This window comes from Yersinia kristensenii (assembly GCF_900460525.1).
Lineage (GTDB): Bacteria > Pseudomonadota > Gammaproteobacteria > Enterobacterales > Enterobacteriaceae > Yersinia > Yersinia kristensenii.
This window is the reverse complement of record NZ_UHIY01000001.1, coordinates 519,127-540,580: the sequence shown is the minus strand read 5'-3', so window position 1 is coordinate 540,580 and position 21,454 is coordinate 519,127. Positions and strand designations below refer to the sequence as shown.

Genomic DNA, 21,454 nt, shown 5'->3' with positions numbered 1-21,454 from the left:
TATGGTTGATTATCAGGGTAAAAAAGTGGTCATTATCGGGCTGGGGCTAACCGGCCTTTCCTGCGTTGATTTCTTTATGGCGCGCGGTGTTACGCCGCGTGTTATGGATACCCGTATCAATCCGCCGGGTTTGGATAAATTACCTGAAAGTGTCGAGCGCCATGTGGGTGATTTGAACCCGCAATGGTTGTTGGATGCTGATTTGATTGTTGCCAGCCCCGGTATTGCGCTGGCCCATCCGGCGTTGAGTGAAGCGGCGGATGCGGGTGTCGAGATTGTCGGTGATATCGAACTGTTCTGCCGTGAAAATCAAGCGCCAGTGGTGGCGATTACTGGCTCTAACGGTAAAAGCACCGTGACCACGCTGGTCGGTGAAATGGCGAAAGCTGCCGGTTGGCAGGTGGGTGTCGGCGGCAATATTGGTGTTCCGGCCCTGACATTATTGCAACAGCTGGCCTCGCAAAAACAAGAAAATCAATTGGTGGTGTTGGAGTTGTCCAGCTTCCAGTTGGAAACCACCTCCAGCCTGCGTGCTAGTGCTGCCACCCTATTGAATGTCACGGAAGATCATACTGACCGTTATCCATTCGGTTTGCAGCAATATCGCGCAGCTAAACTGCGAGTGTATGAAAACGCTAAAGTTTGCGTTGTGAATGCCGATGACGCGCTCACCATGCCGGTGCGTGGTGCGGATAGCCGCTGTATCAGTTTTGGGGTGGATGTCGGTGACTATCATCTGAATAAGCAACAGGGTGAAATCTGGCTGCGGGTTCGCGGTGAGAAAGTGCTCAATACCCGAGAAATGAAATTGAGCGGACGACATAACTACACCAATGCGCTGGCTGCACTGGCGTTGGCGGATGCCGTCGGTATTCCGCGCTCATCAAGTTTGACCGCGTTGACGACTTTTACCGGTCTGCCACACCGTTTCCAATTGGTGCTTGAGCGCAATGGCGTGCGTTGGATTAATGATTCCAAAGCCACCAATGTGGGCAGCACCGAAGCGGCACTGGATGGCCTACAGGTTGATGGCACTTTGCATCTGTTATTGGGCGGCGACGGGAAATCAGCTGATTTCTCTGGTTTAACCCGCTTCCTGCAAGGCGACCATATCAAGATTTATTGCTTTGGCCGTGATGGTAAGCAACTGGCGGAACTGCGCCCAGAGGTTTCTCAACTGACGGAGACCATGGAGCAGGCTATGGCACTGCTGGCGAAGTCATTGGCACCGCGGGACATGGTGTTGTTGTCGCCCGCCTGCGCCAGTTTGGACCAATTCCGCAGTTTCGAGCAACGTGGTGATGAATTTGCTCGTCTGGCAGAGGAGTTGGGCTGATGCGTATGCCGGGGCTGGGGCTGTTCAATACCGTAAAACATTTTGTGATGGGGTCGCGCGAAAGCGATACCACCAGCATGGTGCTTTACGACAGAACCTTGCTGTGGCTGACATTTGGCTTGGCGATTATCGGTTTTGTGATGGTGACATCGGCCTCAATGCCGATTGGTCAGCGTTTGGCCAGTGACCCCTTCCTGTTTGCCAAGCGTGATGCGCTGTATCTGGCGCTGGCTTTTGGTATGTCGCTGGTGACCCTGCGTATCCCGATGGCCGTCTGGCAGCGCTACAGCAATATTATGTTGCTGATTTCTATCGTCATGCTGCTGGTGGTGTTGGTGGTGGGTAGCTCGGTCAACGGGGCATCACGTTGGATCTCACTGGGGCCGCTACGCATTCAGCCTGCTGAATTATCCAAGTTGTCGCTGTTTTGTTATCTGGCCAGTTATCTGGTGCGCAAAGTGGAAGAAGTGCGCAGTAACTTCTGGGGCTTCTGCAAACCGATGGGTGTGATGGTTATTTTGGCGGTATTGCTGTTGGCGCAGCCCGATTTAGGCACCGTGGTGGTGTTGTTCATCACTACGCTGGCGATGCTGTTCCTGGCTGGCGCAAAAATGTGGCAGTTCCTGGCGATTATCGGCTCGGGTATTTTTGCTGTTTGCCTGTTGATTGTGGCCGAGCCTTACCGTATGCGCCGGGTAACGTCGTTCTGGAATCCATGGGAAGATCCCTTCGGCAGCGGTTACCAGTTGACCCAATCACTGATGGCTTTTGGTCGCGGTGAGTTTTGGGGGCAAGGGCTGGGGAATTCAGTGCAAAAACTGGAGTATTTACCGGAAGCACATACTGACTTTATTTTCGCGATTTTAGGCGAGGAGCTCGGGTATTTCGGTGTGGTTCTTGCATTGTTAATGGTATTCTTCGTCGCTTTTCGTGCTATGTCCATTGGGCGTCGCGCTTTAGAGATAGATCAGCGATTTTCCGGCTTTTTGGCCTGCTCGATTGGCGTTTGGTTTAGTTTCCAGGCACTGGTTAATGTTGGGGCTGCCGCGGGGATGCTGCCGACCAAAGGTTTGACCTTACCTCTGATAAGTTACGGTGGTTCGAGCCTGATTATTATGTCAACAGCCATAGTGCTGTTGTTACGCATTGATTTTGAAACACGTTTGGCTAAAGCCCAGGCGTTTGTAAGGAGTGCCCGATGAGTGGGAAAACCAAGCGTTTGATGGTGATGGCCGGTGGCACCGGGGGGCATGTCTTCCCCGGTTTGGCCGTGGCACATCATCTGATGGCGCAAGGCTGGCAGGTGCGTTGGTTAGGCACTGCAGACCGAATGGAAGCGTCATTGGTACCCCAGCACGGCATTGAAATTGATTTTATTCAGATTTCTGGTTTGCGTGGCAAGGGGCTAATGGCCCAACTGACCGCCCCAGTGCGTATTTACCGCGCGGTGCGTCAGGCGAAGAAAATCATGCGCGATTACCAGCCGGATGTGGTGCTGGGAATGGGCGGTTATGTTTCCGGCCCTGGTGGTTTGGCTGCATGGCTGTGCGGCATTCCGGTGGTGTTACATGAGCAAAATGGCATCGCGGGGTTGACTAACCGCTGGTTGGCCAGAATCGCGAAAAAAGTTTTACAGGCATTTCCGGGGGCGTTCCCTCATGCAGATGTCGTGGGTAATCCGGTTCGCACCGATGTATTGGCGCTGCCATTACCGGCTGAGCGTTTGAACGGCCGTGGAGGACCGATTCGGGTATTAGTCATCGGGGGCAGCCAAGGTGCGCGGGTACTGAATCAAACCCTGCCGCAGGTTGCCGCGATACTGGGTGAGCAGATAACGGTTTGGCACCAAGTAGGTAAAGGCGCTTTGCCCGATGTACTCCAAGCTTATCAGCAAGCAGGGCAGGGTGATAAACACCAAATTGTTGAGTTTATTGATGATATGGCTGCCGCCTATGCATGGGCTGATGTGGTGGTTTGCCGTTCGGGCGCGTTGACGGTCAGTGAAGTGGCTGCCGCAGGGTTACCGGCGATTTTCGTGCCTTTCCAGCATAAAGACCGGCAGCAATATTGGAATGCATTGCCGTTGGAGAAAGCGGGGGCGGCGAAAATTATTGAGCAACCGCAATTTACAGCGCAAGCGGTCAGCAGCCTGTTGGCTGAGTGGGATCGTGCAACCTTATTGACGATGGCCGAGCGGGCAAGAACTGTGGCTATCCCTGACGCAACTGAGCGAGTTGCCGCCGAAGTGGTCGCTGCCAGTAAGTGATGAAAAGATAGTTATCGCTCGCATTTATGCGGGCTGTGAATATGTAACAGACAAAAAAGTGAAGAAAAACGTGAATACACAACAATTAGCGAAACTACGAACTATCGTGCCCGAGATGCGTCGCGTCCGGCACATTCACTTTGTTGGCATCGGTGGTGCCGGCATGGGTGGTATCGCTGAAGTGTTGGCAAACGAAGGCTATCAGATTAGCGGTTCAGATTTGGCTCCCAACCCGGTAACTCAGCATTTGACTTCATTGGGGGCACAAATTTATTTCCATCACCGTCCAGAGAATGTATTGGATGCCAGTGTGGTGGTGGTTTCAACGGCCATTTCTGCGGATAACCCGGAGATTGTCGCGGCACGCGAGGCGCGTATTCCGGTGATCCGCCGCGCAGAAATGTTGGCTGAACTGATGCGTTATCGTCATGGGATTGCGGTTGCGGGTACTCACGGTAAAACCACCACAACAGCGATGGTTTCCAGTATTTATGCCGAAGCGGGTCTGGATCCAACATTTGTCAATGGCGGTTTGGTCAAAGCAGCGGGCACTCATGCGCGCTTGGGCTCCAGCCGTTACCTGATTGCAGAAGCCGATGAGAGTGATGCGTCATTCCTGCATTTGCAGCCGATGGTCGCCATTGTTACCAATATCGAAGCCGACCATATGGATACTTATCAGGGCGACTTTGAGAACTTAAAGCAGACCTTTATTAACTTTTTGCACAACTTGCCATTCTATGGCCGTGCCGTGATGTGTATCGACGATCCCGTGGTGCGCGAGTTATTGCCGCGTGTTGGTCGCCATATCACCACTTATGGTTTCAGTGATGACGCCGATGTGCAGATTGCTAGTTACCGGCAAGAAGGCCCACAAGGGCACTTTACACTGAAACGTCTGGATAAACCGTTGATGACGGTAACCCTGAATGCACCGGGCCGCCATAACGCACTGAACGCCGCGGCAGCGGTTGCAGTAGCAACTGAAGAAGGCATTGAAGACGATGACATCCTACGTGCGTTAATAGGGTTTCAGGGGACAGGTCGCCGTTTTGATTTCCTCGGTAACTTCCCGCTGGCACCTGTCAACGGCAAAGAAGGTAGCGCAATGCTGGTGGATGACTATGGTCATCACCCGACAGAAGTGGATGCCACAGTTAAAGCGGCACGTGCTGGTTGGCCGGATAAACGTATTGTGATGGTTTTCCAACCGCACCGTTATACCCGAACACGTGATTTGTATGACGACTTTGCCAATGTTCTGTCGCAAGTGGATGTTTTACTGATGTTGGATGTGTACGCCGCTGGTGAATCGCCGATCCCAGGGGCTGACAGCCGCTCGTTATGCCGTACCATCCGCAACCGTGGCAAGTTAGACCCGATTTTGGTGTCAGACAGTGACACGGTTCCAGAGGTGTTGGCGCAAGTGCTGAATGGCGATGACCTGATTCTGGTTCAGGGCGCTGGCAACATTGGTAAAATTGCTCGTAAATTGGCTGAGCTTAAATTGCAGCCACAAATAAAAGATGAGGAACATCATGGCTGAGAAAGTTGCGGTACTGCTGGGTGGAACCTCTGCTGAACGTGAAGTGTCATTGCTATCGGGCCAGGCTGTTTTAGCCGGTTTGAGAGAAGCCGGTATCGACGCCCATGGGGTGGATACCAAAGACTTCCCTGTCACTCAGCTGAAAGAACAGGGTTTTGATAAGGTCTTTATTGCCCTGCATGGCCGTGGTGGCGAAGACGGTACATTGCAAGGCGTGCTGGAGTTCCTGCAACTACCCTATACCGGCAGCGGCGTGATGGCTTCGGCCCTGACCATGGACAAATTGCGCACCAAATTGGTGTGGCAAGCGTCAGGTCTGCCAATTTCACCTTATGTGGCGCTGAACCGTCAACAGTTTGAAACACTTTCGTCAGAGGAATTAGCGGCGTGTGTCGCTAAGCTTGGCCTGCCATTAATCGTTAAACCAAGTCACGAAGGTTCTAGCGTGGGCATGAGTAAAGTTGACCGGGCTAGCGAACTGCATGCTGCTCTGGTTGAAGCTTTCCGCCACGACACTGACGTACTGATTGAGAAGTGGTTGAGCGGGCCGGAATTCACGGTCGCCATCCTTGGTGAGGATGTTTTACCGTCCATCAGGATTCAAGCCCCTGGCGTGTTTTATGACTATGAAGCCAAGTATCTGTCTGATGAAACACAGTATTTCTGCCCAAGTGGTTTGAGTGCTGAGCTAGAGCAACAATTAGCCGAGTTAGCATTACAGGCTTATCAGGCGCTGGGTTGCAGCGGTTGGGGCCGGGTTGATGTCATGCAAGACAGCGACGGTGGTTTTTATCTGCTGGAAGTGAATACTTCACCGGGGATGACCAGCCACAGTTTAGTGCCGATGGCTGCCCGCCAATATGGGTTGAGTTTTTCCCAGTTGGTGGCCCGAATTCTGATGTTGGCTGACTGATATGTCGCAAGCTGCTCTGAATGCGCGTGAACGCGCGGCTGAAAACAGCGCAGCCCGGCGCAGTAACGGAGGCCAATTAGCGGGGCTGATTTTCTTGCTAATGGTCTTGGGAACAATACTGTGGGGTGGCTGGGTAGTGGTGGGGTGGATGAAAGATGCCAGCCGATTACCTCTGTCGAAGCTGGTGGTGACCGGCGAGCGGCATTACACCACCAATGATGATATTCGCCAGGCGATCTTGTCACTGGGCGCACCGGGTACCTTTATGACGCAGGATGTGAATATCATCCAGCAGCAGATTGAACGTTTACCCTGGATTCAGCAGGCCAGCGTGCGTAAACAATGGCCGGATGAGCTGAAAATCCATCTGGTGGAGTATGTGCCTTTTGCCCGCTGGAATGATTTGCATATGGTTGATGAGCAGGGGCGGTCATTTAGTGTGCCGTCCGAGCGAGTCGGCAAACAGAAATTGCCCTTACTGTATGGCCCGGAAGGCAGTGAACAAGATGTTCTGGAAGGCTACCGGGCAATAAACAAGGTATTAGCGGCCAATAAGTATCAGCTAAAAATGGTGGCGATGAGCGCCAGACATTCTTGGCAGTTGGCCTTAGATAATGATGTTCGGCTGGAGCTGGGACGGGATAACCGGATGGGGCGTTTACAGCGTTTCATTGAGTTATATCCGATGTTGCAACAGCAGCCAGATAAACGGGTCAGTTATGTTGATTTGCGATATGAGACAGGGGCTGCAATAGGTTGGGCTCCGGTATTTATCGGCAGTCAGGGTGGTGAGCTACCCGTAAATGGCCAGCAGAACAGTAATCCGCAACAGAATCAGGCACAGGCAAAACAACAATGATCAAGTCGACGGACAGAAAACTGGTAGTAGGTCTTGAGATCGGAACGGCAAAGGTCTCCGCATTGGTAGGGGAAGTTCTGCCCGATGGCATGGTCAATATTATTGGGGTAGGCAGTTGCCCATCCCGTGGCATGGATAAGGGTGGAGTTAACGACCTTGAGTCGGTAGTGAAATGCGTGCAGCGCGCTATCGATCAGGCTGAGTTAATGGCGGATTGCCAGATTTCATCTGTTTATTTGGCATTATCGGGTAAACATATCAGTTGTCAGAATGAAATAGGGATGGTTCCTATTTCAGAAGAGGAAGTAACTCAGGAAGATGTAGAGAACGTAGTGCATACCGCGAAGTCGGTACGTGTGCGTGATGAGCATCGTATTCTGCACGTTATTCCGCAGGAGTACGCCATCGATTATCAGGAGGGCATCAAAAATCCTGTCGGTCTTTCTGGCGTGCGGATGCAGGCCAAAGTGCACCTGATTACCTGCCATAACGATATGGCGAAGAATATTGTTAAAGCGGTGGAACGTTGTGGTCTGAAAGTGGACCAACTGATTTTCGCCGGTTTAGCCGCAAGTTATGCAGTATTGACTGAAGATGAGCGCGAGCTGGGTGTCTGTGTGGTCGACATCGGCGGTGGCACCATGGATATGGCGGTTTATACCGGTGGGGCGCTGCGCCACACCAAAGTTATCCCTTACGCCGGGAATGTGGTCACCAGTGATATCGCGTACGCCTTCGGGACACCGCCAACAGATGCGGAAGCGATTAAAGTTCGGCACGGCTGTGCGCTCGGGTCGATAGTCAGCAAGGACGAAAGTGTAGAAGTGCCAAGTGTTGGCGGACGCCCTCCTCGTAGTCTGCAAAGACAGACGCTCGCAGAGGTTATAGAACCACGCTACACCGAGTTGCTGAATTTAGTGAATGACGAGATTTTACAATTGCAGGAGCAACTACGTCAGCAAGGCGTGAAGCATCATCTGGCAGCCGGTATCGTGCTGACGGGCGGAGCGGCACAAATTGATGGTCTGGCTGAATGCGCTCAACGGGTATTTCATGCCCAGGTTCGCATCGGTCAACCGCTCAATATCACCGGACTGACGGATTATGCGCAGGAACCTTATTACTCCACTGCTGTTGGGTTATTGCATTACGGTAAAGAATCTCATCTCAGTGGTGAGTCAGAAGTAGAAAAACGTGCCTCAGTGGGCAATTGGTTTAAACGTATCAATAGCTGGCTGAGAAAAGAGTTTTAATGTTTCAACAAAGAGATCATGCTGAACATATTTTTTGATCTCGAAGCGACAGGCACAAAACGGAGAGAAACTATGTTTGAACCTATGGAACTAACCAATGACGCGGTGATTAAAGTCATCGGCGTCGGTGGTGGCGGTGGTAATGCCGTCGAACACATGGTGCGCGAGCGCATCGAAGGTGTTGAATTCTTCGCCGTTAATACAGACGCTCAAGCGCTGCGTAAGACGGCTGTTGGCCAAACCATCCAGATTGGTAGCGGTATTACCAAAGGTTTGGGTGCTGGCGCGAACCCAGAAGTGGGCCGCAATTCAGCTGAAGAAGACCGTGAAGCTCTGCGTGCTGCTCTTGAAGGCGCGGACATGGTCTTTATTGCCGCCGGCATGGGTGGTGGTACCGGTACTGGTGCTGCTCCTGTTGTTGCTGAAGTAGCAAAAGAACTGGGTATTCTGACAGTTGCCGTGGTTACCAAGCCTTTCAATTTCGAAGGCAAGAAACGCATGGCTTTCGCTGAGCAGGGTATTGCCGAACTGTCCAAGCACGTGGACTCACTGATCACTATTCCGAACGATAAGCTGTTAAAAGTTCTGGGTCGTGGCATCTCTTTACTGGATGCATTCGGTGCAGCTAATGACGTATTAAAAGGCGCTGTTCAGGGGATCGCCGAGCTGATTACCCGTCCAGGTTTGATGAACGTCGACTTTGCTGACGTGCGTACTGTGATGTCTGAAATGGGTTATGCCATGATGGGCTCCGGTGTGGCTTGCGGTGAAGATCGTGCGGAAGAAGCAGCAGAAATGGCGATTTCCAGCCCGTTGCTGGAAGATATCGACCTGTCTGGTGCCCGTGGCGTGTTGGTCAACATCACTGCTGGTTTCGATTTGCGTTTGGATGAATTCGAAACTGTGGGTAACACCATCCGTGCATTTGCGTCCGACAATGCGACCGTGGTTATCGGTACTTCGTTAGACCCAGAAATGAACGATGAACTGCGCGTAACTGTGGTTGCAACCGGTATCGGCATGGATAAACGCCCTGAAATTACGTTGGTTACCAACAAGCAGACTCAGCCTGTTATGGACCACCGTTACCAGCAGCATGGCATGTCACCTTTACCTCAGGAAGTTAAGCCTGCGGCTAAAGTGGTCAATGACCCCACTGCTCAAACCAATAAAGAGCCCGATTACTTGGATATTCCGGCATTTTTGCGTAAGCAAGCCGACTAATTTCCGAAAAAATTGGAATCTCCGCTCTTTGTGCTAAACTGTCCCGCCGATCTTGTTATAAGCTTGGTCGGTAGGATGGATAACATTGCGAGATAAAACGATGATCAAACAAAGGACTTTAAAACGTATTGTTCAGGCGACGGGCGTCGGTTTGCACACCGGTAAGAAAGTCACACTGACAATGCGACCCGCGCCGGCTAACACCGGGGTCATCTATCGTCGCACTGACTTGAATCCACCGGTTGATTTCCCGGCAGATGCAAAATCCGTGCGTGATACCATGCTCTGTACTTGCCTGGTCAATGAGCATGACGTGCGTATTTCTACTGTTGAGCATCTCAACGCTGCTTTGGCAGGGTTAGGGATTGATAACATTATTATTGAAGTTAACGCTCCCGAAGTACCAATTATGGACGGTAGTGCCAGTCCATTTGTGTACTTGCTGCTGGATGCGGGTATCGAAGAGTTAAACTCTGCGAAGAAATTCCTGCGTCTGAAAGAGACTGTGCGGGTTGAAGACGGTGATAAATGGGCTGAATTGTCTCCATTCAATGGATTCCGTTTAGATTTTACCATTGATTTTAATCATCCGGCAATTGACTCCAGTACGCAACGTTACCGTTTAGATTTCTCGGCCGATTCTTTCGTCCGTCAAATCAGCCGTGCGCGTACTTTTGGTTTCATGCGCGATATCGAATATTTACAGTCCCGCGGTTTGTGCCTGGGCGGTAGTTTCGATTGTGCCATCGTGGTAGATGATTACCGCGTGCTGAACGAAGATGGCCTGCGCTTCGAAGATGAATTTGTTCGTCACAAAATGCTCGATGCCATCGGCGACCTGTTTATGTGCGGCCATAATATTATTGGCGCATTTACTGCGTACAAATCTGGTCATGCATTAAATAACAAGCTGTTGCAGGCTGTTTTAGCTAAACAAGAAGCATGGGAATTTGTGACGTTCCAGGACGAAGCTGAAATGCCATTGGCATTCAAAGCGCCGTCCACAGTATTGGCTTACTAAAGCTACTTATCATCACTTTTGGTTGCGTTGGCACTCTCTCCGGCCAGCGCAGCCAATCGTTCCAATATTGTCCTCAGTTTTTCAGGGCTACGTCTCGCTAGTTCTCTTAATTCCTTAGCGCTTTCCAAACTTAAATGACGTAATGGTGGCGATTTCTCAGGATTTTGCGATGATTTTACGGCATCTTGCGTCATGTTATGGCCCTTGGCCATTAACGACGGATTAATCCTGATGTCGATTGAAGACAATGATGGTAGAATTTGTGCTCGTAGTGCTGAGAGTAAAGCGGGTTGTTCATAACGTAAGCGCATTAACCAGCTGGCGTTGGCGGTCTCTAGCACTAAAACACTCTGTCGATAGTTGGCAACACGGCACCACGGTTGCAATTGTGAAGGGAGCAATCCTTTTACCGCACGGTTAAGTTTTAACAGTGCAGTAGCGCGTTGTTGTACGTTATGCAGCGGTCCGTTTTCAGCTGCAATGGCATCATCGAACAGGATATCTAATAATTGTGGGCGGCTTTCACGCATTGACAAGGCTCCGGCGGATTTTAAACTCGTGATCGGTATTCTAAATCGTTGGCGACAATTTGGCAGACGTTATTTCTGGCCGCATCTCCTGTTGGGGATGGTCGCGGCGAGTCTTGGCGTGCCATCAAACCTGTCTGGCGTTCCAGATCAAGCAGCAATACCGAACACATCATCAAGCCAAAGCCGTCAGAATTACGGTGCGACAAACTTTAACAGTTTGGCATTGCTACATGATATGCATCGTCGCCCTTCATTCAGCGTAGACTACTGGCAACAGCATGCACTGCGCACGGTTATTCGTCACCTTTCATTTGCATTGGCACCTCAAGCGGCCTATGCGCGGGTGCAAGAAGTAGCTGAAGCCGAACAAGTAGAACCATCACAAATTCAGCAGCTTGCACTGTTGAATACGCTGAATGCGCTGCTGACCCACGAGTTCAAACCTCCCACTATTATTCGCTATACTGAGCAGGTTAAACGGCCTGTTCTTTCGTTACATAAACCTGGGCTTTGGCTTGCACAAGTGCAAGGTATCCGTGCCGGGCCTGCCAATCTAATTTAGTTATTTTATTGATTTATATATAAATTTTATACAACCTTTGGCCGCCGGTTTGGTGGTCTTGTAAGAGATATTAAGAATCATGCTAATCAAATTATTAACCAAAGTTTTTGGCAGCCGTAACGACCGCACACTGCGCCGTATGCGCAAAGTGGTCGAGCTTATCAACCGCATGGAACCTGAAGTTGAAAAACTGACAGACGCTGAATTACGCGCTAAAACTGATGAGTTTCGTGAGCGCCTGGCAAAAGGTGCGGTGCTGGAAACCCTAATTCCTGAGGCTTTTGCTGTTGTGCGCGAAGCCAGTAAACGTGTATTTGGCATGCGTCACTTCGACGTGCAGTTGCTTGGCGGTATGGTACTGAACGAACGATGCATCGCGGAAATGCGTACTGGTGAAGGTAAAACGCTGACGGCAACTCTGCCCGCTTACCTGAATGCATTGAGTGGCCGTGGTGTTCACGTGGTCACTGTCAATGACTATTTGGCTCAACGTGATGCCGAAAATAACCGTCCATTGTTTGAATTCCTGGGGCTGAGTGTCGGTATCAACTTGCCGAATATGGCAGCGCCAGCTAAGCGCGCTGCTTATGCGGCGGATATCACCTATGGCACAAACAACGAATTTGGTTTTGACTATCTGCGCGATAACATGGCGTTCAGTCCGGAAGAGCGCGTGCAGCGCAAATTGCATTATGCGTTGGTGGATGAGGTCGACTCCATCTTGATCGATGAAGCCCGTACCCCGCTGATTATCTCTGGCCCAGCTGAAGATAGCTCGGAGATGTACATTCGGGTTAACAAACTGATTCCAAAACTGATTCGTCAAGAAAAAGAAGACTCAGACAGTTTCCAAGGGGAAGGCCATTTCTCTGTGGATGAAAAATCACGTCAGGTACATTTGACTGAACGCGGTTTGATCAAAATTGAAGAAATGCTGGTAGAAGCGGGCATTATGGATGAAGGAGAGTCTCTGTATTCTCCGGCCAACATTATGCTGATGCACCACGTCACCGCTGCTTTGCGCGCTCATGTGCTGTTTACTCGTGATGTTGATTACATCGTGAAAGACGGTGAAGTTATCATTGTTGATGAACATACTGGCCGTACTATGCAAGGCCGCCGTTGGTCCGATGGTTTGCATCAGGCTGTTGAAGCAAAAGAAGGCGTGGAAATTCAGAACGAAAACCAGACGCTGGCTTCCATTACTTTCCAAAACTATTTCCGCCTCTATGAGAAACTGGCCGGTATGACCGGTACAGCGGATACCGAAGCATTCGAATTCAGTTCCATTTATAAGCTGGACACCATTGTTGTACCGACTAACCGCCCAATGATCCGTAAGGATCTGGCAGATTTGGTCTATATGACTGAACAGGAAAAGATCGGTGCGATTATCGAAGATATCCGTGAGCGTACTGCGAACGGCCAGCCAGTGTTGGTCGGGACTATCTCGATTGAAAAATCTGAAGTGGTCTCTGCTGAGTTAACTAAAGCGGGCATTGAGCATAAAGTTCTGAACGCCAAGTTCCACGCAATGGAAGCAGAAATTGTTTCTCAGGCTGGTCAAGCGAGTGCGGTAACCATCGCAACCAACATGGCGGGCCGTGGTACCGATATCGTGTTGGGTGGTAGCTGGCAGAGTGAGATTGCCTTGCTAGAAAACCCAACTGAAGACCAAATTGCAGCAATTAAAGCGGCATGGCAGATTCGTCACGATGCAGTGCTGGCCTCAGGTGGCCTGCATATCATTGGTACCGAGCGCCATGAGTCACGCCGTATCGATAATCAGCTACGTGGTCGTGCGGGCCGTCAAGGTGATGCCGGTTCTTCACGCTTCTACCTGTCAATGGAAGATGCTCTGATGCGTATTTTTGCTTCTGACCGTGTGTCTGGCATGATGCGTAAATTAGGGATGAAACCGGGCGAAGCTATTGAGCACCCATGGGTAACTAAAGCTATTGCCAATGCACAACGTAAAGTTGAAAGCCGCAACTTCGATATTCGTAAGCAATTACTTGAATATGATGATGTCGCCAGCGACCAACGTCGGGCTATCTACAGCCAGCGTAATGAGCTGTTGGACGTGGCTGATGTGAGCGAAACCATCAATAGCATCCGTGAAGATGTATTCAAAACGGTTATCGACAGCTACATTCCGAACCAGTCACTGGAAGAGATGTGGGATATCGAAGGCTTGGAACAGCGTCTGAAAAATGATTTCGACCTGGATATGCCAATTGCTCAATGGTTGGAAGATGAGCCACAGCTGCATGAAGAAACATTACGTGAACGTATTCTTCAAAAAGCAATTGAGGATTATCACCGTAAAGAAGAAGTTGTTGGTTTTGATATGATGCGCAGTTTCGAGAAAGGCGTGATGTTGCAAACGCTTGATTCCTTGTGGAAAGAGCATTTAGCGGCGATGGATTATCTGCGTCAGGGTATCCATTTACGGGGTTATGCGCAGAAAGATCCTAAACAGGAATATAAGCGTGAATCCTTCACCATGTTCGCTTCTATGCTGGAATCACTGAAATATGAAGTGATCAGCGTGCTGAGCAAAGTGCAAGTGCGGATGCCGGAAGAAGTTGAAGCACTGGAAGTGCAACGTCGTGAAGAAGCTGAGCGTTTGGCTAGACAGCAACAACTCAGTCATGAATCTGATAACAGCGCACTGATGTCGCAAGAAGAAGCCAGTGTTGCCGCTAGCCTTGAGCGCAAAGTTGGGCGTAATGATCCGTGCCCATGTGGTTCAGGTAAGAAATACAAACAGTGTCACGGTCGCCTACAGTAATATTTTATACCCTAAATAATTCGAGTTGCAGCAAGGCGGCAAGCGAGATAATCCGATGAATGACACTAGTCAATGATTCGGGTTAGAGAGAACAGCCAACACACATGCAGCTCGAATTATGACGGAGATAGGCAACGGTTAACACTGATGATAAGGGCGGCTTAAAAACCGCCCTTTATTTTGACCTTTTTTGTCCATCTATTTTAGAACAGATAAAAGAAGGGTGCTCCAGCCAGCATTTATGCACTGTTCAGGAGATAACAAATTGAAGCACTTACACATCGCGGTAGGGATTATTCGCAACGCCCAGCAGGAGATTTTTGTTACTCAGCGCGCTGCTGATTCCCATATGGCTGGTTTTTGGGAATTTCCTGGCGGCAAGATTGAGCAGGGTGAAACACCGGAACTCGCCTTAAAACGTGAACTGTTAGAAGAAACCGGAATTGTGGTGAAAGAGGCTGTTTTGCTTAAAGTGTTGGAACACACTTTTACTGACCGTAGCGTAACATTGCATTTCTATATAGTCGAAATGTGGGATGGAGAACCCTTTGGCCGCGAGGGGCAGCCGACACGCTGGGTGAAGCAATCTGAATTGTTGGCTGAAGATTTCCCACCTGCTAATGTGGCTATTATTGAATTACTTACCGCATAGACCTATGGGGCGTTAATAAGAGCGAAGTGGAGCAAAACGCCGTTTGCTCCATCTGGTCAAGCCGTGGCTATCAGTGTTGAAGAGGGTCTTCCTCACTCCATTCATCACTATCAGATAACTCGCCACTGCTGGAAATTCGTTTTTCTTCGTCTGCCCACTCACCTAAGTCAATAAGTTGACAGCGTTTGCAGCAAAATGGACGATAAGGGCTTTGTTCACCCCAAATAACAACTTTTCCACAGGTCGGGCAGTTAACCTCTATTTCTTCGGTTTCCATGTTTTCTCCTAAAATCTATCCAATGCCAAACGACTGATAGCAAACTCAGCAGCAGGCTAATTCAAACGATAAACGTGCCGGCACGGTACCATTTTCACTGTCGAGTGGTAAGAAGCGAATAGCATATCTGGTCTTATGACCGGAAATCTGGGGATACAGCTGTGGGTCTAGCGGCAGACGTAATCTAAGTAAGTCCGCGCCTTCCGCATTATCTTGGAAGAAGCCATTCAAACTGATTTGTGCACGCAGTGGGCCAGATTGGCGAATTAACTCTAAAATAATGGTTAGCGACTGATTGAGAGGAGTTAAGCTTTCCAGCAATTTACTAATATGCTGGTTACGCTGTTGCTCCGGCTGGTGCAGCCAGGTATGTAAAGTCGGCAGATCAAAACTACAACAGCCGCCGGGAATACTTAGGCGTTGGCGAACAACACTGATTAAACGGTCTTCTTTCAAGGATTGCCCAATACGTGGCGCAGACATTAATACTGCAGCTCGGCTTTTTAACTGGCTGCGTAAGGAGTCCACCAGTGACATATCAACACCGGGCATGTCAGTCCATTGCTGTAACTTCTGTTGCTGGCGTTCAAGCTCTTTAAGTAAATCAGTGCGTACTTCACCGCGCTCAAGGACATCAATTAAATCAGATGCGGTACGGAAAAACGTTAATGCACTGGCAATATTATCTAGCGAACGTTGGCTTTCTAATTGTTGTAGTAAAAACTCCATTCTCAGCCAGGTACGCATTTTTTCATTAAGTGGATGTTCGAAAAGTATTGTTGAGGTGAGGTCACTCATTGATGTAGATCCTGTTGGGCCGCAGCTGCTAATTTTAAATACTGCCGGTGTAATGAAGCAACTTGCGGGGCGATAATTAATGGATCGCCGCTATTGTCAATAATATCATCAGCACAAGCCAGCCGTTGCTGCCGCGAAACCTGTGAAGCTAAAATATGTTCTGCCTGTTGGCGGGTAATACCATCTCTCGCCATCGTCCGGGCAAGTTGTATTTCAGGTGCTACATCTACTACTAACACACGATTGGCCCGGTGATGTAAACCATTTTCAACTAATAAGGGAACGACCCAAAGAGCGTACAACTCATCAATACTGGCGAGCTGGCGTTGAGTTTCCTGTTGAATCAGTGGATGTAACAATGAATTTAACCATGCTTTTTCCTGCGGCTCACTGAAAATTTTCTCACGCAATACAGCCCGGTTCAATACACCATCGGCCTGCAAGATCACTTCACCATAACGGGAAACAATAGCGGCTAATGCTGGCATACCAGGTTCAACTACCTGACGGGCGATAATATCTGCATCAACAAGAGGCACACCGAGATTGGCGAATGCATCTGCTACAGTGCTTTTGCCGCTGCCAATTCCGCCGGTGAGCGCCACAATATAGGTCATTGCCTAGCCTTGCATACTGTTAGTGAGTGGCAGAATTGTATCTGAAAGCAGCAGGGAAGGCATAGTAAGCTATGCATTCTGTTTGAGCTATATAGAAAAATAAGTGGAGTGAATACAATGATGAAAAGAGTAACCACTATTCTTCAGGTAATTTGTGGGATTGTAGCGTAAATAAAGGTGGATTCGCAGTCTTGCCGTAGAATTATTCATGCGTATGATAGCTTCACTGGGATGGCGTGATTTACGCCCGATCACATTTTGCGATCTATCGCCAATAACCAGGAAATAATAAGCCATGCGTATTGAAGAAGGTTTGAAATTAGGCTTTAAAGATGTGTTAATCCGCCCTAAACGTTCAACACTGAAAAGCCGCTCGGAAGTGGAACTGGAGCGCCAGTTTACTTTCAAACATTCAGGTTGGAACTGGTCAGGTGTACCTATTATCGCCGCTAATATGGATACTGTTGGCACCTTCCGCATGGCAGAAGTTCTGGCATCATTCGATGTTCTAACCGCAGTTCATAAGCACTACACTGTTGAGCAGTGGGGCGAATTTGTGAAGCGTGTTCCTGAATCCGTGTTACGGCATGTCATGGTATCTACCGGTACTTCTTCCGCCGACTTCGACAAAATGAAACAAATTTTAGCGTTATCACCAGTGTTGAAATTTATCTGCATTGATGTGGCTAACGGCTATTCAGAGCATTTTGTCTCTTTCTTGCAAAAAGCTCGTGAAGCTTGCCCTGATAAAGTGATTTGTGCCGGTAATGTAGTGACCGGTGAGATGGTAGAAGAGCTGATCCTCTCGGGCGCAGACATTGTTAAAGTAGGGATTGGGCCAGGTTCGGTTTGCACCACTCGCGTAAAAACAGGCGTTGGCTACCCACAGTTGTCGGCGGTTATCGAGTGTGCTGATGCAGCGCATGGCTTGGGTGGACAGATTGTCAGTGATGGCGGTTGCTCTGTACCCGGTGATGTCGCGAAAGCGTTCGGTGGCGGTGCTGATTTTGTTATGTTGGGCGGTATGCTGGCTGGGCATGACGAATGTGAAGGCCGAGTTGTTGAAGAGAATGGCGAGAAGTTTATGCTGTTTTACGGTATGAGCTCTGAATCCGCTATGAAGCGCCATGTCGGCGGTGTTGCTGAGTACCGTGCTGCGGAGGGTAAAACGGTTAAATTGCCATTACGTGGCTCGGTTGATAACACTGTTCGCGACATTATGGGCGGTTTGCGTTCTGCTTGTACTTATGTAGGAGCTTCGCATTTAAAAGAATTAACTAAGCGCACGACTTTTATTCGCGTAGCTGAACAAGAAAACCGTGTGTTTGGCAGTAACTAATTCCGGGTTTTCGAGAGCGAGATGTTCTCAGATAAAGTTAGCAATCAAGAAGTCTATACCCTAAATAATTCGAGTTGCAGGAAGGCAGCAAGCGAGAAAATCCCGATGAGCTTACATGAGTAAGTGATTCGGGTTATTGAGCACAGCTAACGCATATGCAGCTTGAAGTATGACGGGCATATTTCTTGATATGAAAAGGGGCGCAAACTAACGCCTCTTTTTAATAAAATTGCACCCGACAACTTTCCCTAATAGCAGCATTTACCCGATGACATCTCCTAACTGGAATATTGGTAAATACATCGCTATCACTAATATCCCCACGATAGTGCCAATAATTAGCATCAAAAGTGGTTCCAACATTTGAGTAAGATTATCGGCCAAATCCTGTGTTTGTTGCTGGTGCCAACTGGCGAGTTTCTCTAGTAGCACATCAAGTGCGCCAGATTCCTCACCCACGCGAACCATTTGTTGGCATAAGGGGGGAAATAGAGAGTGCTGATAGAGGGTCAGATACAGTGGAACTCCTTGGTTGATTTGTTTTTGAATACCTCTCAATGCTTGCTTATAAGTGTCGTTATTGATGGCGTGAAGTGCGGCATCTAATCCGGCTGTCAGTGGCAACCCTGCGTGTTGAGTCATAGCTAATGTTTGAAAAACCTGGCTAAGACAACTGCCGCGTATCAATGCTGATATTAGCGGAAGGCGTAATAAAAGCTTTTGCTCCCATAGTTGGCAGTAAGTTCGATGTTTCCGTACATATAAATAGCTAATAAAAAATAATGTTAAGAATATGGCGAGAGATGGCCCATAAGCAGTAAGAAATGCTGATATTAACAGCAGGGTAGCAGTCAGCACGGGTAATGGTGTGTCGAATGATTGATAGATTTGTGCAAATTCAGGGAGCACAAAAACGAGCATGATGATACTGACAACCAACGCAATAACACACACAAATGCCGGATATTTAAGTGCTTTAAGCACTTTTTTATGTAATTTTTGTTGTTGTTCCTGATGTTGTACCAACTGAGTACAGCATTGCTCAAGATTACCTGTCAACTCCCCCATCGCAATGACGGGAGGATATAATTGAGGGAATATGTGAGGATAATGCGCTATTGCTTCAGATAATGATTGCCCCTGTGAAACTTGCTGACTTATCTCCAGTAATAAACATTGCCAAGGCAAGGAATCCATTTCTTTCGCTAATAATTGCAAACAACTTACTAACGGTAAGCCCGCTTGTAACAACGTCGCTAATTGGCGAGTCACAGTGATCAGACGCTCTCCTCGCCAATAGCTCAGCGATAACCGTTTCCCGCCTTTAATACCGAGTGGCTGTAACCCATGGCGGAACATATGTTCATAAACAATATTTCTTTCTGTTGCCAGTAATACACCTGTTTGTAATTGTCCCGAATTGTTAATTGCTCTCCAGCTAAATAATCGTTGATAGCTCACGGAGTTGCCTCCGCTTCTGTCAAAAGACCGACAACGCGATTAATTTCACTTAGGGTAGTCATACCACTTTCGACTAATGTCAAACCTGCCGAAAGTAATGTGACTTGTTTTTGTTCCTGTGCAATTTGGGTTAGCTCTGATGGGCTGGCATTATTGAGCAAAGCTTGTTGGATTGGCGGAGTTACATTTAACATTTCATAAATACCCGTTCGGCCATAATAACCGGCACAACAGTGTTCGCAACCCACGGCAATATAGTGTTGCAGTGGGCTCACCCACACATTTTTGGGAGCTTTAAAAGGGGTGGGTGATGCCTGGCGGCAATGTAGGCATAATTTGCGTACCAATCGCTGGGCGATGACTAATGTTAGGCTGGAGGCAATTAAATGACGCGCTACACCCATTTGTGTTAGGCGTATCAGTGTTTCAGCCGTGGAGTTGGTATGTAGTGTTGAGAGTACCAGATGCCCTGTTAGAGCCGCTTTAACCGCTATTTCTGCAGTTTCGTTATCCCGAATTTCACCTAGCATAATCACATCGGGATCCTGTCGTAGCATTGCACGCAATACATTGGAAAAATCCAGCCCGATCTTACTGTTAGTTTGCGTTTGATTGATACCATTAACCTGGATCTCAATAGGATCTTCAACACTACAGATATTTATCTGCGGCTGATTGAGTTGGTCCAGGCTGCAATAGAGAGTGACTGTTTTCCCACTGCCAGTTGGCCCAGTGACCAAAATCAAACCCTGTGGGGCCGATAGCGCTTGGGTAAACTGTTGGTGGGCGAGAGGGGGGATCCCCAGCTTTTCCAGTGTAGGTTTTTGTTGCATATTGAGGATACGCAGCACAACTTTTTCACCGTATTGCACGGGGAGAGTCGCTATTCTCATCGAGTAGCGGATGCCGTCTAGCATTAGAGCCAATTGACCATCTTGTGCTAACCGTTTTTCCGCAATATTCAGCTTGGACATGACCTTTAAGCAACTGCTAATACGGCTAGATAATTCGACTGCTGGTGGCGGAGACTCATGCAATACGCCATCAATTCTTAGGCGAATACGATAGTGATATTGGTAAGGTTCAAAATGGATATCTGATGCACGTTTCTGAATCGCTAGCCTAAGTGTTTGCGTTATAAATTGAATAACAGGTATATCACTTTCATTATCAAGTAACGTATCATCCGAACCCTGTGGTTCCGGGTTTGATGATATTGATTTTTGCCGCTCTCTGTTTTGTTGAGATATGTTGTGGTGGGCTTCTGTGGATTTTATTCTTTTACTTAAGTGGCCTTTTACTGATGGAGCCAAGTTTAATGATTGTTCAATTTTGGCTTCTGGCCAGTTTTCCACTTTGATTTTACGGCCACAAGCAAAACGCAACGCAGTTAATAACGCCTCATTTACAGGGCCAGATGACGCGATGGTTAGACTTTTACCATCGAGTTTTAAGGCTATTGATCTATAACGGCGGCAGAGCGTGTGTAATTCACTGTTTATTGTCTCGGATGGATACTTCATGAATTCAGTCATGAATTAGTCCTTATCATTAAAACGAAACACGGTCTTGCAGTTATCAGTAATACTGCTATTTACTGCAGTACATGTTCTTGTCCAAACGATATCTCCACTGTTATTTATTGTTGGCGACATAGCCAGAGTCAGATTGGCGAGGGTTTGCTGACCTGTAAATGTAATGACGCCTTTATCAATAGTCGTAGTGCTGACGTAGCGGGATGATTCCCCCGCAGGGATGCCATGGCTACCACCATTACAGTTATCAAGACTGGCATGCTCCAGAGCACAAAGTTCAACTGCCATTTTGTAAGGAACCATGGCTTGTAACATATCGGTGAGTGCTGCTTTTTGGATATAACGCTGATAGGAAGGAATACCCACTCCACTGAGAACCGCAATGATGGCAATCGCAACCATCAATTCAATTAATGTAAAACCTCGTTGATTAGTCATTTGACACTCTCCATGTGTTTGAGAAAACGTGGG

General features: G+C 48.6%; 20 protein-coding genes. 13 read left to right on the top strand and 7 right to left on the bottom strand.

Features of this window, described 5'->3' with window-relative positions; all coding sequences use genetic code 11:
* The first annotated feature begins 1 nt into the window (after nucleotide 1).
* The 9 genes from murD (at nucleotide 2) to lpxC (ending at nucleotide 10,418) form a co-directional block, all read left to right on the top strand.
* Nucleotides 2–1,336, top strand: a complete 1,335-nt coding sequence (murD, locus tag DX162_RS02550) for a UDP-N-acetylmuramoyl-L-alanine--D-glutamate ligase (RefSeq protein ID WP_004388998.1) — start codon at nucleotides 2–4, stop codon at nucleotides 1,334–1,336.
* Nucleotides 1,336–2,538: a cell division protein FtsW gene (gene ftsW / locus DX162_RS02545; protein WP_032819145.1), complete on the top strand. Its 1,203-nt coding sequence runs from the start codon at nucleotides 1,336–1,338 to the stop codon at nucleotides 2,536–2,538. Before murD ends, ftsW begins: the two co-directional genes overlap by 1 nt.
* Complete coding sequence (gene murG / locus DX162_RS02540; RefSeq protein ID WP_032819146.1) at nucleotides 2,535–3,602, top strand: undecaprenyldiphospho-muramoylpentapeptide beta-N-acetylglucosaminyltransferase; 1,068 nt, start codon at nucleotides 2,535–2,537, stop codon at nucleotides 3,600–3,602. Before ftsW ends, murG begins: the two co-directional genes overlap by 4 nt.
* A gap of 70 nt (nucleotides 3,603–3,672) precedes the next feature.
* Entirely contained in the window at nucleotides 3,673–5,148 is a 1,476-nt protein-coding gene (murC, locus tag DX162_RS02535) for a UDP-N-acetylmuramate--L-alanine ligase (RefSeq protein WP_032819148.1), read from the top strand.
* Complete coding sequence (locus DX162_RS02530; RefSeq protein WP_032819150.1) at nucleotides 5,141–6,061, top strand: D-alanine--D-alanine ligase; 921 nt, start codon at nucleotides 5,141–5,143, stop codon at nucleotides 6,059–6,061. The genes murC and DX162_RS02530 overlap by 8 nt, the downstream gene beginning before the upstream one ends.
* Before the next feature lies 1 nt (nucleotide 6,062).
* Nucleotides 6,063–6,920: a cell division protein FtsQ gene (ftsQ, locus tag DX162_RS02525; protein ID WP_004389002.1), complete on the top strand. Its 858-nt coding sequence runs from the start codon at nucleotides 6,063–6,065 to the stop codon at nucleotides 6,918–6,920.
* Nucleotides 6,917–8,173: a cell division protein FtsA gene (gene ftsA / locus DX162_RS02520; protein ID WP_002210431.1), complete on the top strand. Its 1,257-nt coding sequence runs from the start codon at nucleotides 6,917–6,919 to the stop codon at nucleotides 8,171–8,173. The genes ftsQ and ftsA overlap by 4 nt, the downstream gene beginning before the upstream one ends.
* Nucleotides 8,174–8,245: 72 nt before the next feature.
* Nucleotides 8,246–9,397, top strand: coding sequence for a cell division protein FtsZ (gene ftsZ, locus DX162_RS02515; RefSeq protein WP_004389003.1), 1,152 nt, complete (start codon nucleotides 8,246–8,248; stop codon nucleotides 9,395–9,397).
* Between the two features lie 100 nt (nucleotides 9,398–9,497).
* Nucleotides 9,498–10,418, top strand: coding sequence for a UDP-3-O-acyl-N-acetylglucosamine deacetylase (gene lpxC / locus DX162_RS02510; protein WP_004389005.1), 921 nt, complete (start codon nucleotides 9,498–9,500; stop codon nucleotides 10,416–10,418).
* A 2-nt stretch (nucleotides 10,419–10,420) separates the two neighbouring features.
* On the opposite strand, the gene DX162_RS02505 is transcribed toward lpxC, so the two are convergent.
* The gene (locus DX162_RS02505; protein ID WP_004389006.1) at nucleotides 10,421–10,948 is read right to left on the bottom strand and encodes a DUF721 domain-containing protein; all 528 of its coding nucleotides are present in this window, start codon (nucleotides 10,946–10,948) and stop codon (nucleotides 10,421–10,423) included.
* 28 nt (nucleotides 10,949–10,976) lie between these two features.
* Between DX162_RS02505 and secM the strand changes: the two genes are divergently transcribed.
* From secM to mutT, 3 genes are all read left to right on the top strand, one after another.
* On the top strand, nucleotides 10,977–11,510 hold the full coding sequence (gene secM / locus DX162_RS02500; RefSeq protein ID WP_032819152.1) for a secA translation cis-regulator SecM: 534 nt from the start codon (nucleotides 10,977–10,979) through the stop codon (nucleotides 11,508–11,510).
* A gap of 79 nt (nucleotides 11,511–11,589) precedes the next feature.
* Complete coding sequence (gene secA, locus DX162_RS02495) at nucleotides 11,590–14,304, top strand: preprotein translocase subunit SecA (RefSeq protein ID WP_004389008.1); 2,715 nt, start codon at nucleotides 11,590–11,592, stop codon at nucleotides 14,302–14,304.
* A 265-nt stretch (nucleotides 14,305–14,569) separates the two neighbouring features.
* Nucleotides 14,570–14,956 (top strand): 8-oxo-dGTP diphosphatase MutT, encoded by a 387-nt coding sequence (gene mutT, locus DX162_RS02485; RefSeq protein ID WP_032819154.1) that lies wholly within the window; start codon nucleotides 14,570–14,572, stop codon nucleotides 14,954–14,956.
* A 70-nt stretch (nucleotides 14,957–15,026) separates the two neighbouring features.
* Here the strand turns inward: mutT and yacG are convergent, their stop codons facing one another.
* Genes yacG through coaE form a run of 3 tightly spaced genes read right to left on the bottom strand, consistent with a single transcriptional unit; the run spans nucleotide 15,027 to nucleotide 16,648 of the window.
* Nucleotides 15,027–15,233: a DNA gyrase inhibitor YacG gene (gene yacG, locus DX162_RS02480; RefSeq protein WP_004389010.1), complete on the bottom strand. Its 207-nt coding sequence runs from the start codon at nucleotides 15,231–15,233 to the stop codon at nucleotides 15,027–15,029.
* Nucleotides 15,234–15,278: 45 nt separating this feature from the next.
* Complete coding sequence (gene zapD, locus DX162_RS02475) at nucleotides 15,279–16,031, bottom strand: cell division protein ZapD (RefSeq protein ID WP_032819156.1); 753 nt, start codon at nucleotides 16,029–16,031, stop codon at nucleotides 15,279–15,281.
* A complete protein-coding gene (gene coaE / locus DX162_RS02470) occupies nucleotides 16,028–16,648 on the bottom strand; it encodes a dephospho-CoA kinase (protein ID WP_004389012.1) in 621 nt (206 codons plus the stop codon). The genes zapD and coaE overlap by 4 nt, the downstream gene beginning before the upstream one ends.
* 295 nt (nucleotides 16,649–16,943) lie before the next feature.
* Here coaE and DX162_RS02460 point away from each other — a divergent pair, with 295 nt between their 5' ends.
* On the top strand, nucleotides 16,944–17,987 hold the full coding sequence (locus tag DX162_RS02460) for a GMP reductase (protein WP_004389013.1): 1,044 nt from the start codon (nucleotides 16,944–16,946) through the stop codon (nucleotides 17,985–17,987).
* 261 nt (nucleotides 17,988–18,248) lie between these two features.
* On the opposite strand, the gene hofC is transcribed toward DX162_RS02460, so the two are convergent.
* Genes hofC through ppdD form a run of 3 tightly spaced genes read right to left on the bottom strand, consistent with a single transcriptional unit; the run spans nucleotide 18,249 to nucleotide 21,421 of the window.
* Nucleotides 18,249–19,448, bottom strand: a complete 1,200-nt coding sequence (gene hofC / locus DX162_RS02455) for a protein transport protein HofC (protein WP_032819158.1) — start codon at nucleotides 19,446–19,448, stop codon at nucleotides 18,249–18,251.
* Entirely contained in the window at nucleotides 19,445–20,983 is a 1,539-nt protein-coding gene (gene gspE, locus DX162_RS02450; RefSeq protein WP_032819160.1) for a type II secretion system protein GspE, read from the bottom strand. The genes hofC and gspE overlap by 4 nt, the downstream gene beginning before the upstream one ends.
* A 3-nt stretch (nucleotides 20,984–20,986) precedes the next feature.
* Nucleotides 20,987–21,421, bottom strand: coding sequence for a prepilin peptidase-dependent pilin (ppdD, locus tag DX162_RS02445; protein ID WP_004389017.1), 435 nt, complete (start codon nucleotides 21,419–21,421; stop codon nucleotides 20,987–20,989).
* Between the last annotated feature and the right edge of the window lie 33 nt (nucleotides 21,422–21,454).

What these genes read in the sequence shown, in the direction of transcription:
- zapD (WP_032819156.1), bottom strand. Translation starts at nt 16,031, where the DNA reads ATGAGTGACCTCACCTCAACAATACTTTTCGAACATCCACTTAATGAA.
- DX162_RS02460 (WP_004389013.1), top strand. Translation starts at nt 16,944, where the DNA reads ATGCGTATTGAAGAAGGTTTGAAATTAGGCTTTAAAGATGTGTTAATC.
- ftsW (WP_032819145.1), top strand. Translation starts at nt 1,336, where the DNA reads ATGCGTATGCCGGGGCTGGGGCTGTTCAATACCGTAAAACATTTTGTG.
- ftsQ (WP_004389002.1), top strand. Translation starts at nt 6,063, where the DNA reads ATGTCGCAAGCTGCTCTGAATGCGCGTGAACGCGCGGCTGAAAACAGC.
- DX162_RS02530 (WP_032819150.1), top strand. Translation starts at nt 5,141, where the DNA reads ATGGCTGAGAAAGTTGCGGTACTGCTGGGTGGAACCTCTGCTGAACGT.
- ftsA (WP_002210431.1), top strand. Translation starts at nt 6,917, where the DNA reads ATGATCAAGTCGACGGACAGAAAACTGGTAGTAGGTCTTGAGATCGGA.
- ppdD (WP_004389017.1), bottom strand. Translation starts at nt 21,421, where the DNA reads ATGACTAATCAACGAGGTTTTACATTAATTGAATTGATGGTTGCGATT.
- DX162_RS02505 (WP_004389006.1), bottom strand. Translation starts at nt 10,948, where the DNA reads ATGCGTGAAAGCCGCCCACAATTATTAGATATCCTGTTCGATGATGCC.
- ftsZ (WP_004389003.1), top strand. Translation starts at nt 8,246, where the DNA reads ATGTTTGAACCTATGGAACTAACCAATGACGCGGTGATTAAAGTCATC.
- gspE (WP_032819160.1), bottom strand. Translation starts at nt 20,983, where the DNA reads ATGACTGAATTCATGAAGTATCCATCCGAGACAATAAACAGTGAATTA.
- secA (WP_004389008.1), top strand. Translation starts at nt 11,590, where the DNA reads ATGCTAATCAAATTATTAACCAAAGTTTTTGGCAGCCGTAACGACCGC.
- yacG (WP_004389010.1), bottom strand. Translation starts at nt 15,233, where the DNA reads ATGGAAACCGAAGAAATAGAGGTTAACTGCCCGACCTGTGGAAAAGTT.
- murG (WP_032819146.1), top strand. Translation starts at nt 2,535, where the DNA reads ATGAGTGGGAAAACCAAGCGTTTGATGGTGATGGCCGGTGGCACCGGG.
- murD (WP_004388998.1), top strand. Translation starts at nt 2, where the DNA reads ATGGTTGATTATCAGGGTAAAAAAGTGGTCATTATCGGGCTGGGGCTA.
- lpxC (WP_004389005.1), top strand. Translation starts at nt 9,498, where the DNA reads ATGATCAAACAAAGGACTTTAAAACGTATTGTTCAGGCGACGGGCGTC.
- coaE (WP_004389012.1), bottom strand. Translation starts at nt 16,648, where the DNA reads ATGACCTATATTGTGGCGCTCACCGGCGGAATTGGCAGCGGCAAAAGC.